This window comes from Larkinella sp. C7 (genome assembly GCF_006149005.1).
Taxonomy (GTDB): Bacteria; Bacteroidota; Bacteroidia; order Cytophagales; family Spirosomataceae; genus Larkinella.
This window is the reverse complement of sequence record NZ_VBSL01000012.1, coordinates 135,912-152,278: the sequence shown is the minus strand read 5'-3', so window position 1 is coordinate 152,278 and position 16,367 is coordinate 135,912. Positions and strand designations below refer to the sequence as shown.

The window sequence follows — 16,367 nt, the reverse complement described above, 5'->3', positions numbered from 1 at the left end:
AATGATTCATTCTCGGCAAACTTTCAATGGGCTAAAAGTACCCGAATTGTACCTGCTCCACGTACCGCAAATGAGGTGATTTTAGGGGGATGCACCAGAAGTGTGATGAGTGGTCGAAAGAACGGATAAAGAAAAAACCAGCCGATTTGGCTGGTTTTTGATCGAAAAATCATCGTTCCCTATGCACTGAAAACACAAATCTGGCTCAATCGACATCCCACCAAACGGGGGTAAGCACGTCGCCGGGCGCAATGCCGGTAGCCGCGATACTCGGATTTCGCTGGAGTTCCGAATCGACATACGGCAGCCTTTTCATAAATCGGTTTCCGGTCAGGTTCACCACCGGCAGGGTCGGTGCCGGGAAACCGGTCCGGCGTTGTTCTACCCAAGCTTCTACCCCATTCAAACCGTACAAGGCCAAATATTTTTGGGTAATGATCGCCTTGATTTTATCGGTTTGTTTGGTGTAATCGACACCCAGTTTGGTCAGGTAATCGCCGGGTTGAACCCCAAATCGGGTCATCGACGCGGTGATGGCTTCGTTGTACAGTTTGGCCGGATCATCGGCGGTGGTACCGGCCCAGCCTCTGGCGATGGCTTCGGCCCGCAGCAACAGACTTTCCTCGTAGGCCAAAAAAACCACCGGTCGTGCCTTGGCCGCATTGTCGTCCGACGTCGTTACCCCGCTGGTCGCTGCGGTTCCGTTGATCGCTCCGTTGAGAAACCGTTGTCCGATAAAATACTTACCTGGGTATGAACTGAGAACCGCCGTGTTGGTCGAGGTCGTGCCGTTGGGCGTAAACACGTACTCGATTTCGGGCGTCCGCAAATCGGCATCCAGAAAAAAGACCGGCATCCGGGGATCGTTGTTCGGCTGCATCAGGTTGCCGATGGTCGTACTGGCCGTCAGGTTATTGGGCGATCGGAAATTGGCCTGCCAGAGCGGATTTTCCGAATTCGTCACGGTTCCGTTCACCAGTTGCAGGCTTTCGCCGGTTCGCATAAATGCCGTTCCGCTGGCAGCATACAGGGCCTGAACGCCGGTTCGGGCCGCCGTCGGATCAACCTGACTCATCCGCAGGTAAAACTTCAGTTTCAGCGTGTTGGCCAACCGCACCCACCGGTCCATCCCGGCTTCGTTTCCGGCCTGATACAGCATGTCTGCCGTTCCCGGAAAACGTCCCTGCCGCTTCGCAATGTCGGTTTTGGCCTCATCCAGCAGCGTTTGTAAACCGGCGTAAATATCCTTCTGAGCGTCGTATTTGGGAATGATGGTTTTGTCGGCATCGAGGGCTTCCGAAAACGGAATGTCACCGTACAAATCCGTCAGCACACCGAAACCGTAAGCCTTCATGATTTTCGAAATCCCCACCATGCGCCACTCGTTCTGCTGGCTTCCCTGGTTGATGACATATTGAAAATCCTGCAAAGCTCCCGCGTAGAAATTAGCAAACTGCCCACCCTGCCCGTCGAGTGTCGAGGAGGTGATGTTGTACTGGTCCCAGGTCCGAAACTGATTTCCCCCTCTTGGGATCGACCAGTACTGCGACAGAATACCGCCGAGGATGTTGAGTTGCCCGCCCACGATAAAGGCCACCTGCGCCTGACCCGCCGGCAACGTCAGGTTGATGTCCGCTTCGGAGGGGTTGTTGGGGTCGGTATTGATGTCTAAATAATCTTTTTCACAGGCGGTGTTCAGTCCGACAAACAGGGACAGCAAAACCGCTTTTAAGAGGATCCGTTTCATAAAATTGAAAAATCAGGAATCGGTTATAACACAATTTTCAGACTGGCCCCGTAGCTCCGGGTCGACGGATAGGCCAGGTATTCGTAACCCTGGCTGTTGCCGGTGCCGAACGAACTCACTTCCGGATCGACGTTGGGCTGTGATTTGGGCGTCCACAGCATCAGGTTCCGGCCAATCAATGCTACCTGAATTGTAGAGAACGGCGTCTTGCCAATCAGCGATTTCGGCAGGGCGTAGCTCAGGCTCATTTCACGCAGCTTCACAAACGAGGCATCGAACAGCGTATTTTCGCCGAAGTTCGACACCGTCGACCAGTACTCGTACCCGCCATTCGTTTTGATCGTCGTGTTGGGCGTAAAGGTGCCGTCCTGGTTCTGAATCACCGAGTTTGGATAGACAAACGGTTCGCGGTCGTTGTAGGTTGTCTCTTTGGTATAACCGGCAAACCGACCGAGGTTTGCGGTTTGGGAGAAGAATTTACCACCCTGACGCGTATCCACCAGCACATTGAAAGCCAGCCCTTTAAAGGAAACCGTGTTGCTCAGACCGGCTGAAAAGTCGGGTTGAATGTTCCCCAGTACCTGCAAAACCGGATCGGTGAGCGGTCGGCCGGTGGTGGCATTGACGACCACGCGCCCTTCGGGATCACGCAGCATTTTGCTCCCAAAAAACGCCCCGTACGGTTCGCCCAACCGGGCCTGCAAACTCGGCGAAGACAAACCGCCCAGGCCAACCGGCGCCAGCGGATTATACAACTCGGTGACTTTGTTGCGGTTGCGGGTGAAGTTCAGCGAAACATCCCAGCGGAATCCGGAGGTCGATTTCACGGGTGTTCCCGTCAGCAGCAACTCGATGCCCTTGTTGGTCATGGCACCGGCGTTCAGGGTTTGCGCCAGAAAACCGGACGTACTCGAAATCGGCACATTCACAATCTGCTGCTCGCTTTTGGAGTTATAATACGTAAAGTCGACGCCCAGCCGGTTGTTGAAGAACAGAATTTCTGTACCAATCTCCCAGGAGGTGGTCAGCTCCGAGCGCAGATCCGGATTGCCCCGGATGTTGCCGACCGAGAAGCCCGCTACGCCGTTGAGCGGAAACTGATACGATGCCTGAAACCCGTCGGTGGTGGCCGTTCGCGTAAAAACCGGGTTGATCTGGTAGGCGTTGGCCACCTTCCCTACCTGCGCGATGTTGGCCCGGAGTTTCATGTAACTCAACGCATTGTTTCTCAAATCCAGAAAAGCCGAGGTAGGAATAAAACTCACGCTGGCTCCCGGATAGAAAAACGACCGGTTTTTCTTCGGCAGTGTCGAGGAATAATCATTCCGCCCGGTTACATCCACAAATAGATAATCTTTGTAGGCCAACTGGACATCGCCATAGATCCCGTACAGCCGCGTGCGGCTATCGACCCGCGTGGTGACAATCGTGCTGGCATTGCTGAGGTCGTAGAAACCCGGAACAATCAGCGGCTGACCATCGTAAACGCCCCGCGACGAATTGTAATCCTGCAGGTTATGGCCCAGAATCACTTTCAGATTCAGGTTCGGACTCAGATCCCGGTTGGCCGTAACGATAAAGTCCGAGAGCAGACTCTGGAAGTTTGTATTGTCTTCCACGAAACGTCCGCCAACCGTGGCAATGGTACCCTGTGCAAACCGCTGCGTCCGTAAATCCGAGTACATATCGGTTCCGATCCGGTACATAAAATTCAGCCAGGGCACCGGATCATAACTAATCTGGGCATTTCCAAAAAACCGGTTTACCTTGTCTTTCAGCAGATTATTCTCCAGAAGCCAGTACGGATTGTTTCGAAATCCGGCCAGGTAATACCCTTCCAGGTTGTACCTCGGATCGTTAAAATCTTTCTGATCCGTAATTTCAATGTCACGGGGCGTGTTGTAAATCGTTTGCAGGATGTTCGACCGGCCCTGACCCTGCACCCCCCGGTCACCACCGGAACGGGTAAACGTAGCCGACAGATTGGTTGACACCTTGTTGTTGAAAAACTTGGTTCCAGCCCCCACGTTTACCGCCGTCCGGTGGTAGTTCGTGTTGGGAATCATGGACTTGGTGTTGACATCCGAAACCGTCAGAATGTAATTGGACGTTCCGTTGTTGTTCCGCACCGAAAACGAATTGTTGAGTGTCACCCCGGTATCGAAGAAATTGCGGACGTTGTTGGGCTTGGCCACCAGCGGAATCGAATCCGGATTGTCCAGTTGCCCGAGGGCATACAAACCGTAGGTACGCCAGTCGGCCACCTTCTGGCCCTGAATTTTCGGTCCCCAGCTCACATTTCCGGCATCGTTGAGGTCATAAACCCCGTCGAAACCAGCCGCAAAGGTATTCTGGTAGTCAGGTAAACGCAGCGGATTTTCAAAGTTGACCGAGCTGTTCAGACTGATCTGGGGCTTGTCGGTGACGGCCTTGCTGCGGTTTTTGGTGGTAATGATGATCACCCCCGAAGCCGCCTGCGAACCGTAGAGTGCAGCAGCAGCCGGGCCTTTCAGAATCGAAACCGACTCGATGTTGTTGGGGTCAATGTCGGCCGCGCGGTTGGTAATGTCCACGCCGTTGTTGAGGTCGCCACCGGTTCCGGCCGCCGACAGCGTTCCGTTTCCATTGATGATGGCCGTGGTCGTGTTGTTGTTGCTGACAATAATTCCATCGACAACATACAGCGGCTGGTTGTTTCCGTTGAAGGATTGCGCCCCGCGAATCACCACGCGCGTGGCGCCCCCGGCGGCTCCCGACGCGCTCGAAATTTGAACCCCCGGCACCCGGCCCTGCAACGACCGCAGCATGTTCGACTCATTGGCCCGGATCAGGTCCTCCCCTTTTACGTTGGTCACCGCATACCCCAGCGTCTTTTTCTCACGCTCGATGGCCGATGCCGTCACCACCACCTCGTTCAGAATGGCCGCACTTTCTTCCAGCACAATGTCGAAATTCGTCCGGTTTCCGACGCCGATTTCCTGGGTTTTGTAGCCGATGAACGAAAACACCAGCGTGGCATTGTCCGGGATACCGCTGATGCGGAAGGCTCCGGTTCCGTCGCTGGTGGCCCCCTGGGTGGTTCCTTTGATGCCGATGGTCACCCCGGGCATCGGCAGGTTGTCGGACGCACTCCGGATGGTTCCGGACACGGTTTTTGATTGGGAAAGCCCATACTGGTAGCATAAGAGCACCAGTACGATCGCTCGTAGCAGTATTTTCATTGGTTTGCTGATTAGTGTCTGTCACAAAGGTCACGAACCTAACCAGTCTGGAAATCCCGCAGGAAGGGTGATTTTTAAACAAAAAAAACCAGCCGAATCGGCTGGTTTTTCTATTTACGTTCATCTCATAGAGTAGGTTCAGAAGGCTCGGAACCTGACTTCATTTTTTGTCGAAACGCACATTGCATTTGCCCTGCCCACGCATCAACATCACAAATGTACGGCAACGCTTAGGCGGCACTCTACCCCATTAGAGGGGATTTTACCGCCTAAATCAGCCTTTCTTTGATCGCTTTCTCGATGGCTTCGGCTTTGGAATGGACTTCCAGTTTCCAGTAAATGTTCTTGATGTGCGTCCGGATGGTCTCTTTGTCGACAAACAGTTGCTCGGCGATGGTGGTGTAACTTTTGCCTTTCGACAGCAATTCCAGCACCTCGGTTTCGCGGGCCGTCAGGGGCGAATTGCGGTTTTTCTGAAACGACGCCACCACCATCCGCGCAATGTTGGTACTCATTGGTGCGCCCCCTTCCTGAATGTCCCGAATGGCTTCCAGCAGGCGCGTCGGCTGCATGTTTTTGGTCAAATAACCGCCTGCTCCGGCGCACAAGGCCTTGAATACCAACTCATCATTTTCGTAGACCGTCACCACGATGATGTTGGTTTTGGGGCGGAGTTTCTTGATTCGCGCAATCCCCTCGATTCCGTTCATGCCCGGCAGTTCGATGTCCATCAAAACCACATCCGGCGAGTCCGAATGAATGTTTTTTAAGGCATCCTCGCAACGGTAGTACGTGTTGATGATCTTAAAACCGTACGTACTATTGATGAGCAGGGCGAACCCGTCGCGAATCAGATTGTCATCCTCCACAATGCAAATCCGGATCGTTTGCGGGCTGCGTAACAGTTGAGTTCCATTCATAGCGTGTTCATTAGAGTTTGCAAGGTAAATAACTACTTTTTTAGGGCATGTTCCACCGTTATTACACCAACGGGGCAATTGTCTTTACGAAAGGAAGTCGATGAAGTGGGGGATCGGGCTTTCACCCAATGTGCGGGATGTCCATTCGGAAAATAACCGTGGTTCCTTCCATCATTTCGGACTGAATATCTACTTTTCCGCCAATTTTTTCGGCCCGGCTGCGGATGTTATACAAACCGTTGCCCGTTTTGGCCTTGTTATTTTCCTGAATACCGATGCCGTTGTCTTTCCACAACACTTCGATCCGCCGGTGCAGCATCGCAAAGTGAATCTGCGAAACCGTGGCGTGGGAATGTTTGAGGGTGTTGCTCATGGCTTCTTTAAACAGAAAAATCAGGTGGCGGCTCGTGCCAACCGGCAGAATGGCCTTTCGCAGGTCGTCGGTGATGCCAAGGGCCTCGAACGTGATCTGGCTCCGGTCGAAAACGTCATCGCCGAAATCTTTCAGCCGGATGGCAATTTCCAGAAAATTGTCGTGTTCGGGGTTGATCGCCCAGATGAAATCCTTGGTGCCCTGGTACAGCCGGTTGCTGTTGTCGCTGATTTTGGTCAGCAGTGGCGAAATCTCCGCGCCGTGGCCGTTCAGTTTGCTCTTGATGATTTCGGTCAGCATCGAAATTCGGGTGATCGTGTTGCCAAACTCATCGTGGAGATCCTGAGCGGCCATTTTCCGCACGCGCTCGTTCTCGGCCAGCGTCACCCGTTCCAGTTCGAGGAGGTGTTTCACTTTCACTTTGACCCGGTAGTTGTACACCAGCCAGACCGCTCCGCCGATTACGGTGACAAGAATCGCCAGAAACCACCACGTTTGCCAGAAAGGCGGCAAAACCGTGATCGGAATTCGCAGCATATTGGCATCGCTCCAGACGCCGTCGCTGTTGGAACCCCGCACTTTCAGCACATAATCACCGGGTTTCAGATTCGTAAAACTCACATACCGGCGCAGCCCGCTTTCAATCCAGCCGTCGTGGAAACCTTCCAGCATATACGCATACTGGTTTTTGTGCGAGTTGGTATAATCCAGGGCGGCAAACGAAAACGAAAAGAAATTCTCGCCGGGTCGAATCTCGATCCGGCCGTTCTTTGCCAGCACACTATCAACATTCACCGGTTTTTCAAACTTCTGAAACGAGGTTAGCACCGTGCGGGGCAAGTGCCGGTTTTTCACCATGCGCGTCGGCAAAAAGCTGACCAGGGAGCCAATACCGCCAAAAAACAGTTCACCGTCTGCGGCCTGGTGGTAGGCATTCATGTTGAACTCGTTGATGGTCAGCCCGTCGTTGATGTCGTAATTTTCAAACTTCTCGGTCTGCGGATCGAAACACGACAGCCCCAGATTCGTACTCATCCAGATGCGCCCCCGGGCGTCTTCCAGCGCCCCGTAGACCAGCTCATTCGGCAGTCCGTTGCGTTCGGTGTAGTGAATAAACTTCTCCTCGCCCTTCTCCCCGTACACCATTTTACTGAACCCTTTGTTGCTGCAAATCCAGAACCGGTCTTTGCTGTCGCGCAGGAATCCCAGCACCTGTTCGCCAATCAGGCTGTTGGGGTCTTTGGGATTGTTTTGATAATGGGTGATTTTCCCGGTTGCCGGATTCAGTTTATTCAGCCCAAATCCCGTTCCCACCCAAATCATTCCGTTCCGGTCTTCCTGCACTGCGTAGACGATCAGGGCCCGCAAACTGTTGGGATCTTTCGGATCATGACGATACGTCGTCACCTGCCCGGTTTGCGCATCGATCCGCCGTAAACTGGAGTAGCCACCCACCCACAGATTGCCTTTTTTGTCTTCGTACAGACTCAGAACGCCGTCGCCTTTTTCGCTGCTCCGCGAACTCATCTCCTTGCCCATTCCCGCCAAACGACGCTCGAACCGGTTTTTCTGCCGATCATACCGATACAGTCCTTCCGTGGTACCGATCCACAAATTCGCCCGGCGGTCTTCGTGCAAACACTGAATCCGGTCGCTGCCGAGGCCGTGTGGATCGGCCGGATTGGCCCGAAACCGCTGAACGGCCGATGTCAGCCGATCCACCTGTATCAGCCCTTCATGCGTACCGATCCAGAGCTTCCCGGCATGATCCGTCGTGACGGCAAACACCAGCCCGGCGGCCGACGACTGCTGCCGGTTGGTGATCGTGGGCCACTGCCGAAAGCTGTTTTTAGACCGGCTGTAGAGCTGCACGCCCGCGTCGTGTGTGCCGATCCAGACAATGTCTTCCAGCGGTGCCGGGCCTTCGTATATGACATTGATGGCACCGGTCTTCAGTCCTTTCTTGCCAAACAGATCCTCCTGAATGCTGTTGATGTAGCGAATGTGCTGATCGCTGGCGATTTTAAAGCGGTAGATTCCGTGCCGGGGCGTACCGATCCACAGCACGTTGTAGCGGTCGATGTGGATCGAAGTGATCGGACTATCACCCATTCGTTCGCCAATTTCCGGGTAAATTTCCGACTGCTTCAAGGCCGGATTGATCCGGGCGATGCCACCGGGCGTTCCCACCCAGATTGTCCCGAATGTATCCAAAGTCAGGGTTTTCACCCAGGCATCCGGAAGTTCATACGGCAGGCCGGACGTGCAGGCCACGAGTTGTACGGGCAACGGTCGGGATCGCTTCAGGTTCGGCGGGGTGATGGGTAACTGCGCCAGACCGCTCGCCGTCCCCACCCACAACAGACCATTCCGGTCGGGCAGCAGGGCGTTGACCATCTGGGCGCGTCGGTCTTCCTCGTTTTCGATGGTGTATTGAACGACCTCGTATTCCGTCGCATTTTTGAAAACCATCCGTTTAAGCCCCCAACTGGTGGCCAGCCACAGGCTTCCGAAACGGTCGGCGGTGATGGCGTTGATGGTCGTCAGGCCGTAGCGACGCTGCTTGGGTTCCAGCAAATCCCAAAACCGCCGGAATTTTCCGGTAACCGGATCGTATTGATTCAGGCCGTTGACGGTTCCGACCCAGATTTTTCCGCGAGCGTCTTCATACAACGACATGATCTGGTCGTGTGAAACCGAGCTGCTATCGAATGGATTGTGTTTGTAGTGGGTGATCTGATAACCGTCGTAGCGGTTTAATCCATCCTGCGTCCCGAACCAGACGTAACCGCGACTGTCTTTTAAGACACAATATACCTCGCTTTGGGACAGGCCGTTATCGACCGAAATCTGATCCAGAAACTGCATCACCGGCCCCCGCGATTCGAAGGAATTTCCCGACGGCAAACTTTTAACCGCCTGGGTGAACGCGGTCACCCAACTGATGCAGAGGAATAGTATGCCTAAAAGTGTTCTCATCGGGTTTGGGGGATTTTCTCCCCCAGTTTCACAAATTTACGCCTTATCCTGTTTTTAATAAATCCCCCATATTGGGTTAAATGTCGTGCAAGTCTTCGGTCGTATTTTTGTAAACAATATGTACATTTAGTTTAGGTTAAGAAAGCAGTAAAAGTAGCCTTGCGTTGAACAGGGCTACTTTTATTTTATGCCCTCCCGACCGGTTTCCCCCCGCCGAAGATTATCACAGATAATGGCCGTAGCAATGCCGACATTCAGGGATTCGGCCTCTCCGAAGCGGGGAATGGTAATCCGCTGACTGACAAGCTCCTCCACCTCCGCACTAATCCCGTTGGCTTCGTTTCCCATCACCAGGTACCCCGCCGATCCGAAGTCGAGCGAATGAACCGAAGCCCCATCCAGAAAAGCGCCGTAGACCGGGCCCTGTGCCTGTTCGGCCAGATACGTCTTCAAATCGCAGTAATACCAGGCTACCCGCGTAAAAGAGCCTTTGCTGGCCGAAATCACTTTGGGGTTATAGACATCGGCGGTTGAAAGCGAACAGATCAATTTACGAATTCCGTACCAGTCGGCAATGCGGAGGATGGTTCCCAGGTTGCCGGGGTCGCGGATGTCGTCCAGAACCAGCACAAATTCGTCGGGATCGGCCACTAAAAACCGGTTTTCTTTCGTTTTGACTACGGCCAGCGCACTGTCGTTGACCACCAGCGAGCCCACGCGCTTCAGGTCGTCGGCCGAAACCATTTCCAGCCGAACCCGTTGTTTATCCAGCAGCAGCGCGTTTTCTTTGTAAAAGGGCTCCGTGACCAGCAATACTTCAATCTGATAATCCGACGCACACAGTTCCAGGACATTGATGGCACCCTCGACCAAAAAAGCCCCCAGTTCCTGCCGGTATTTTTTCTGATGGAGTGACTGAATATATTTGCTGAGCGATTTGGAAATCATGGGAAGAAATTACGAAGTAAAGGGTACAAATGATGAATTAGGGAGAAGCCTGCTGTGCCGTAAGCCGCAATTTGCCATTCGTACCGTCTATTTTTTAGTTTTTTGCCTTGGTTTGGGCGTTTCCCTTACGGGCTGCGTAAGTTCGGAAAATTTACAAAAAAACCAGTATCTGCTCTTTAGTCAAACCGTCCGGGGAAACCGAACCCTGCCCAGTTCCGACTTTGAAGCCCTGATTCCGCAGAAACCCAACCGCCGGATTCTGCGGCTGCCCATTACCCCCGCGCTCTGGTTCTATCGCCTGGGATCACGAACCTACGATCAGGAAGCCGCCCAGCGCGCGCTCGAAGCCAAACGCAAAGAATATGACCAGTTTACCGAAAAACCAGACTCCACCAAATCGTACCGGAAACAGCAACGACGCTACAGTCGTCAGCTTACGCGCCTGCGCCGGAAAGCCGAAGAAGGCAACTGGGTGATGCGTTCCCTGGGCGAGCCACCCGCCTTTTTTGTTGAAACGGAGGCCAAAGAAAACGCGCAGAAAATGCAGCGTTTTTTGTTCAACAACGGTTTTTTTCTCGGCAAAGCGTCTTATTCGGTCGATAGCAGCAAAACGCTCGGACGCCGGGTGCGGGTGACCTATAACATCGTCGAAAACGTTCCGTTTCACCTCAACCAGATTACGTACCAGATTGCCGACCCCCGGGTTGATTCCATTGTCCGGCCCACGCTCAATCGCTCGGTTTTGAAATCCGGTGAGCGTTACAACGCCGAAAAAGTTGAAAACGAACGCATTCGGATTGAAGAACTGCTGCGCAACAACGGGTATTACAGCTTCACCCGGCAATACATTCCGCTACCGCTCGATGTACTTGATGTAGATTCGGCCCAAAAAGACAGTATTGATTCAAAACCTCACAGGCTAAATATGTGGCTGCGGATTGCCAACCCGCCCGGCCAGCCGCAGCATCCGGTTTATACGATCGGCGAAGTGGAAGTCCGGGTGGCGCGGGCCGAAGACCGCTCGTCGCTCGATACCGTTCAGTATAGGGGACTGAAGTTTCTGCTGGGCAAACAGAACTACGCCATCCGGTTGCTCGACAGCCGGATTTTCCTGCGCCCCGACAGTGTCTATCGGCTCAAAAATTACCAGGAATCCCAGCGGCAGTTGTTTCTGCTGAACCAGTTCCGGTTTGCCAACATCAGCTTCACGGACACGACCGGCCGGCGGTTGCGCACGCGGTTTAATCTGGTACCCATCGACAAATACGAACTGAGCAGCGAAGGCGGGGTTTTTGTTTTGTATCAGGGACAGGGCTATCCGGGGCCTTTTGGAACAGCCTCATTCCGGGTTCACAATATTTTTGGCGGGCTGGGGACCTTCGAGACGGCATTGCGATACGGTTTTGAAGCACAGACCGGTTTCTCATTAAACAGCAGCGGAATTGGTTTTGCCCAGGAATTAGGCGTAAACACTTCCTTAATTTTCCCGCATATCCTTTTTCCGGGAAAAGCCCGATTTATCTTTAGCCAACTCAATCCCCGCACACAGGTCAGCCTCGGCTATAACTATACCAGCCGCCCCGATTACGGGCGAAGGCTTTTAAGGACAGCACTATCTTATAACTGGCTGAAAAACAACACCCATCAATATAATTTTACGGTAGCTGAGATCAATTACTTAAAAGCGACGATAAAGCCGGGAGAAGATGGGCTTGCTTTCCTGAATTATTTAAACACCCAGGACTCCTTAGGAAGTACGATTCGGAAAAGCTTTTTGAGTGCATTTTCTTCCAGTGTCGGTTTTACGTATACGTACAATACGAATATTCTGGGACAAAACCGTCGCGCTAATTTCCTTCGCTTGTCATTTGAATCGGGAGGCACTACCTTAAACTTTTTTAGTAATCAGCAACTTGAAAGTTTTTTCAATACCACGGCCACATCCGGGTTGCAGTATTATAAGTATTTACGGGGCAATGTCGATTTCCGACATTATATTCCCCTGCGCTCCAAAACCACCCTGGCTTTTCGGCTTAATACCGGACTTGTCTTTGGCTATGGAGCGAACAAAACCGCGCCCTATGAAAAGCTCTTTTTTGCCGGTGGTAGCAACAGCATCCGGGCCTGGCTTCCCCGACGGCTCGGTCAGGGTTCGGCCATTCCGTATACCGACGACACTGATATTTTACTGCCTCAATTCAACCCCAGACGACCCGGCCAGTTTCGTTACGATTTTGAACAACCCGGCGACGTCCTGATCGAAGCGTCGGCCGAACTGCGAACGCATTTGTTTCATTTAGGCGGAGATATCAACGGAGCCTTTTTTGTCGATGCCGGGAATGTCTGGACGCTCCGCGACAATCCCAACCGCCTGGGCGAAAACTTCCAGGTGCGAAAATCCCCCAGCGAATACCTGTCCCGCAATTTCGTCCAGCAAATTGCAGTGGGAACCGGCATTGGCCTGCGGATCGACTTTTCCTTCTTCATCATCCGGCTGGACGGGGCCATTAAAGTCTACGATCCCGCCCGCTATTTCATTTATGAACCCGACCGAAATGGGTATGTTGTGGAGGGAAAGCGGCCGGGCGAATTCATCGACGAGCGGTATTTTCTGCCCAAATTCCGGTTCGACAAAATGTTCAAAGGTCCCAACCCACTCGTTATCAACTTCGGGATTGGCTATCCGTTCTAATATCACAAGTCCTTACCTGACAAACTGTCACAGTTCCCCAAAATCTTCGTAACTTTGAAACTCAATTTTAGGAGTTTTCGGTTACTCCCGTGACGTGTTTTGGAAATGCTAAAACACGTCACGAGATTTCCAGTCGATGACAATACAAATTATGGAACGCATTACGGAGACATTAGCCATACTGACGGAAGCGGATAAAACAGGCGCGGACGAACCACGGGTGCTGGAAGAAGAACTGGCCGTGGGCAAGAAGCGACTGTACATTGAAAGCTACGGTTGCCAGATGAATTTTTCAGACAGTGAAATCGTCGCTTCGGTGATGCGGAATGCGGGTTTTGCCACCACGGCTTCTGCCGACGATGCCGATGTGATCTTCCTGAATACCTGCGCCATCCGCGACAATGCCGAGCAGAAAGTCCGCAACCGGCTCAAGCAACTGAACATTCTCAAGAAACGGAAACCGGAGTTGCTGGTCGGCATGTTGGGCTGCATGGCTGAACGGCTGAAAGCCAAATTGCTGGAAGAAGAGAAAATGGTGGACATCGTGGCCGGGCCGGACGCCTACCGCGACATTCCGAAACTGGTGGAAGAAGCCGAATCGGGCCAGAAAGCCGTCAACGTTTTTCTGTCGCGGGAGGAAACCTACGCCGACATCTCACCCATCCGCCTGAATTCCAACGGCGTAACGGCGTTTATCTCCATCATGCGGGGTTGCGACAACATGTGCAGCTTCTGCGTGGTGCCCTACACCCGGGGCCGCGAACGGAGCCGCGATGCGCACTCCATCGTTCGGGAAGCCCGCGACCTGGCTGCGGCTGGTTACAAGGAGGTTACCCTGCTCGGGCAGAACGTCGACAGTTACAAATGGACCTCGGAAGACGGCTTGGAAAAAGTCAATTTCGCCCAACTGCTCGAACGCGTGGCCCTGGTCGATGCCGACCTTCGCATCCGCTTTTCGACTTCGCACCCGAAAGACATCACCGACGAGGTGCTGTACACAATGGCGAAATACGACAACATCTGCAAATACATTCACCTGCCCGCGCAAAGCGGTAACGACCGGATTCTCAAGCTGATGAACCGGACCTACGACCGCGCCTGGTATATGCAGAAAATCGACCGGATCCGGGCCATTCTGGGCGAAGATTGCGGTATTTCCCACGACATGATTTCTGGTTTCTGCTCTGAAACGGAAGAAGAGCACCAGGATACGCTGTCGTTGCTGGAATACGTCCGGTACGATTACGGCTATATGTTTGCCTACTCGGAACGCCCCGGCACCCCGGCAGCAAAAAAATACGCCGATGACGTGCCCTATGACATCAAACTGCGCCGGTTGAACGAGATCATTGCCCTGCAACGGGAGTTGTCGCTCGAACGCAACCAGCGGCACATTGGTCAGGTCCAGCGCGTGTTGATCGAAGGGTTTTCCAAACGCTCCGACGATTTCCTCTGCGGGCGGAATGACCACAACAAAATGGTGGTTTTTCCGAAAGGAGAATTCCAGAAAGGTCAGTATGTCAACGTGTTGGTAACGGATTGCACGGCGGCCACGCTGCGGGGCGTTACGGTTTAAGAGTTCCCCTTTTCCAGTACTTATGAATGTAAAAGAAATCCAGTCGGTCAAGCTGCGGTTCGGTATTATTGGGAATGCACCGGCCCTGAACTACGCCATCAACGTGGGGATTCAGGTCGCAGCGACGGATTTGACCGTACTGATCACGGGCGAAAGTGGCAGCGGGAAAGAGTCTTTTTCGAAGATTATTCACAGCCTCAGCAGCCGCAAACACGGCCAGTTTATTGCCATCAACTGCGGAGCGATTCCCGAGGGAACGATCGATTCGGAACTGTTCGGCCACGAAAAAGGCTCGTTCACGGGGGCCGTCGATCAGCGGAAAGGCTATTTTGAAACCACCAACGGCGGCACCATTTTTCTGGATGAAATCGGCGAAATGCCGATGGGCACCCAGGCCCGGCTTTTGCGGGTGCTCGAAAACGGGGAATTCATTCGCGTGGGTTCATCGAAAGTGCAAAAAACCGATGTTAGGGTCGTTGCGGCCACCAACGTCAACCTGCTGGCCGCCGTGGAGCAGGGCAAGTTTCGGGAGGATTTGTATTACCGATTGAATACCGTCCCGATTTACGTGCCGCCCCTGCGCGAACGGGGTGACGATATTGAGCTACTGTTCCGGAAATTTACGACGGATTTTGCCGAACGCTACCGCATCAAACCCATTCAGTTGTCGGAAGCCGCCAAGCAGGTGCTTCTGCGCTATCCGTTTCCGGGGAACATTCGCCAGCTTAAGAACCTAGCCGAGCAAATTTCCATCCTTGAATCGGAAAACAATAAAGTCATCGAAGCCGAAACCCTGGCGAAGTATCTGCCGCCAGTTTCGTCACAATCGTCCCAGTCGCCGATGGTGTTGCCGGGCGGCCATTCCGACAACAATTTCTCTGAGCGCGAACTGTTGTACAAAGTGCTGTTCGATATGCGCCGGGATATGAACGAGCTGAAACGGCTGGTGCTCGATGTGCTGAAAAACGAAAAGAACGGCCACGAAATCCTGAATAACCACAAGGATTTGTTCGATACGCTCCAGTCGGGCGAGTTAACGCCGGAACCGGAACCAGCCTTACCCCGCCTGCTGCCGCCCGCCAATCTGATCGATGTGGACGAGTATGACGAAACCGACGCTACCAACGACGTGACGGTGGAAGACATCACCCACGAAACCGAAGAAGACGATTCGCTGTCGCTGGAGAAGAAGGAAAAGGAAATGATTGTCAAAGCCTTACGCCGGAATAACAACAAAAGAAAATACGCAGCCCAGGCACTCGGCATTTCTGAACGGACGTTATACCGGAAGATTAAACAATATCAAATCGATGAAGAAGACTAAAGAAGTGAAGCGTGAAGCGTTTAGAATGAAGCGTTATGCAGCAAGAATAAAAAGCGATCTCATCAGAGGATTGGTTTTATTCTTCATTCTTAACGCTTCACTCTTAACGCTTTCCTGCGGAAAGTATTCGTTTACCGGCACGACCCTGGACCCGAATATCAAGACCATTACCGTCAACACGTTCACGACTTCGGCGGCTGGTGGTCCGGCCAACCTGACGCTGCAGTTTACGGAGAAGCTGAAGGAATATTACCAACGGTATACGAACATGAAAGTGGTGCCGTCTAACGGCGACATTGTGCTGGAAGGTTCCATTACGGGCTACGACGTTTTACCCGTGGCGGCAACCGCTTCGGACCAGGCGGCTCAGAACCGTTTGCAGGTCACCGTTCAGGTGCGGTTTTCCAATTCGAAAGACGAAACGAAGAATTTTGACCAGCCTTTTTCATTTTACCAGGATTTTCCGGCCAACCAGACGCTCACCCAAAGTGAAAGTCGGCTGGTACCCAAGATTCTGGATCAGTTGGTGTTGGATATTTTCAATAAAACAGCCGCAGACTGGTAGAAACCCGGTTTCAATTAGTTAA

The 16,367-nt window shown here is 52.9% G+C and carries 9 protein-coding genes; 4 read left to right on the top strand and 5 right to left on the bottom strand.

Translation table 11 applies throughout. From position 1 onward, the window contains the following. Positions 1–205: 205 nt before the first annotated feature. The 5 genes from FH871_RS24415 to FH871_RS24395 form a co-directional block, all read right to left on the bottom strand. Entirely contained in the window at positions 206–1,747 is a 1,542-nt protein-coding gene (locus FH871_RS24415) for a SusD/RagB family nutrient-binding outer membrane lipoprotein (protein ID WP_138994051.1), read from the bottom strand. A gap of 23 nt (positions 1,748–1,770) precedes the next feature. Beyond that, positions 1,771–4,968, bottom strand: a complete 3,198-nt coding sequence (locus tag FH871_RS24410; protein WP_138994050.1) for a SusC/RagA family TonB-linked outer membrane protein — start codon at positions 4,966–4,968, stop codon at positions 1,771–1,773. 269 nt (positions 4,969–5,237) lie between these two features. Then, positions 5,238–5,888, bottom strand: a complete 651-nt coding sequence (locus FH871_RS24405) for a response regulator transcription factor (protein ID WP_138994049.1) — start codon at positions 5,886–5,888, stop codon at positions 5,238–5,240. A 121-nt stretch (positions 5,889–6,009) separates the two neighbouring features. Continuing rightward, complete coding sequence (locus FH871_RS24400) at positions 6,010–9,240, bottom strand: two-component regulator propeller domain-containing protein (RefSeq protein WP_138994048.1); 3,231 nt, start codon at positions 9,238–9,240, stop codon at positions 6,010–6,012. Between the two features lie 180 nt (positions 9,241–9,420). Further along, positions 9,421–10,188 (bottom strand): RNA methyltransferase, encoded by a 768-nt coding sequence (locus FH871_RS24395; protein WP_138994047.1) that lies wholly within the window; start codon positions 10,186–10,188, stop codon positions 9,421–9,423. Positions 10,189–10,300: 112 nt separating this feature from the next. Here FH871_RS24395 and FH871_RS24390 point away from each other — a divergent pair, with 112 nt between their 5' ends. The 4 genes from FH871_RS24390 to FH871_RS24375 all read left to right on the top strand — a co-directional run bounded on the left by FH871_RS24390 (position 10,301) and on the right by FH871_RS24375 (position 16,345). Further along, on the top strand, positions 10,301–12,880 hold the full coding sequence (locus tag FH871_RS24390) for a BamA/TamA family outer membrane protein (protein WP_229317544.1): 2,580 nt from the start codon (positions 10,301–10,303) through the stop codon (positions 12,878–12,880). 151 nt (positions 12,881–13,031) lie between these two features. After that, positions 13,032–14,456 carry a tRNA (N6-isopentenyl adenosine(37)-C2)-methylthiotransferase MiaB gene (gene miaB, locus FH871_RS24385; protein WP_138994073.1) on the top strand — a complete coding sequence of 475 codons (1,425 nt, stop codon included), beginning with the start codon at positions 13,032–13,034 and terminating at the stop codon, positions 14,454–14,456. 22 nt (positions 14,457–14,478) lie between these two features. Continuing rightward, a complete protein-coding gene (locus FH871_RS24380; RefSeq protein ID WP_138994045.1) occupies positions 14,479–15,780 on the top strand; it encodes a sigma-54-dependent Fis family transcriptional regulator in 1,302 nt (433 codons plus the stop codon). Then, on the top strand, positions 15,767–16,345 hold the full coding sequence (locus FH871_RS24375) for an LptE family protein (protein ID WP_138994044.1): 579 nt from the start codon (positions 15,767–15,769) through the stop codon (positions 16,343–16,345). Before FH871_RS24380 ends, FH871_RS24375 begins: the two co-directional genes overlap by 14 nt. Positions 16,346–16,367 lie beyond the last annotated feature (22 nt).

Excerpts from the sequence above, each read along its gene's own strand:
- FH871_RS24405 (WP_138994049.1), bottom strand. The coding sequence starts at position 5,888 with ATGAATGGAACTCAACTGTTACGCAGCCCGCAAACGATCCGGATTTGC.
- FH871_RS24415 (WP_138994051.1), bottom strand. The coding sequence starts at position 1,747 with ATGAAACGGATCCTCTTAAAAGCGGTTTTGCTGTCCCTGTTTGTCGGA.
- FH871_RS24380 (WP_138994045.1), top strand. The coding sequence starts at position 14,479 with ATGAATGTAAAAGAAATCCAGTCGGTCAAGCTGCGGTTCGGTATTATT.
- FH871_RS24410 (WP_138994050.1), bottom strand. The coding sequence starts at position 4,968 with ATGAAAATACTGCTACGAGCGATCGTACTGGTGCTCTTATGCTACCAG.
- FH871_RS24400 (WP_138994048.1), bottom strand. The coding sequence starts at position 9,240 with ATGAGAACACTTTTAGGCATACTATTCCTCTGCATCAGTTGGGTGACC.
- miaB (WP_138994073.1), top strand. The coding sequence starts at position 13,032 with ATGGAACGCATTACGGAGACATTAGCCATACTGACGGAAGCGGATAAA.
- FH871_RS24375 (WP_138994044.1), top strand. The coding sequence starts at position 15,767 with ATGAAGAAGACTAAAGAAGTGAAGCGTGAAGCGTTTAGAATGAAGCGT.
- FH871_RS24395 (WP_138994047.1), bottom strand. The coding sequence starts at position 10,188 with ATGATTTCCAAATCGCTCAGCAAATATATTCAGTCACTCCATCAGAAA.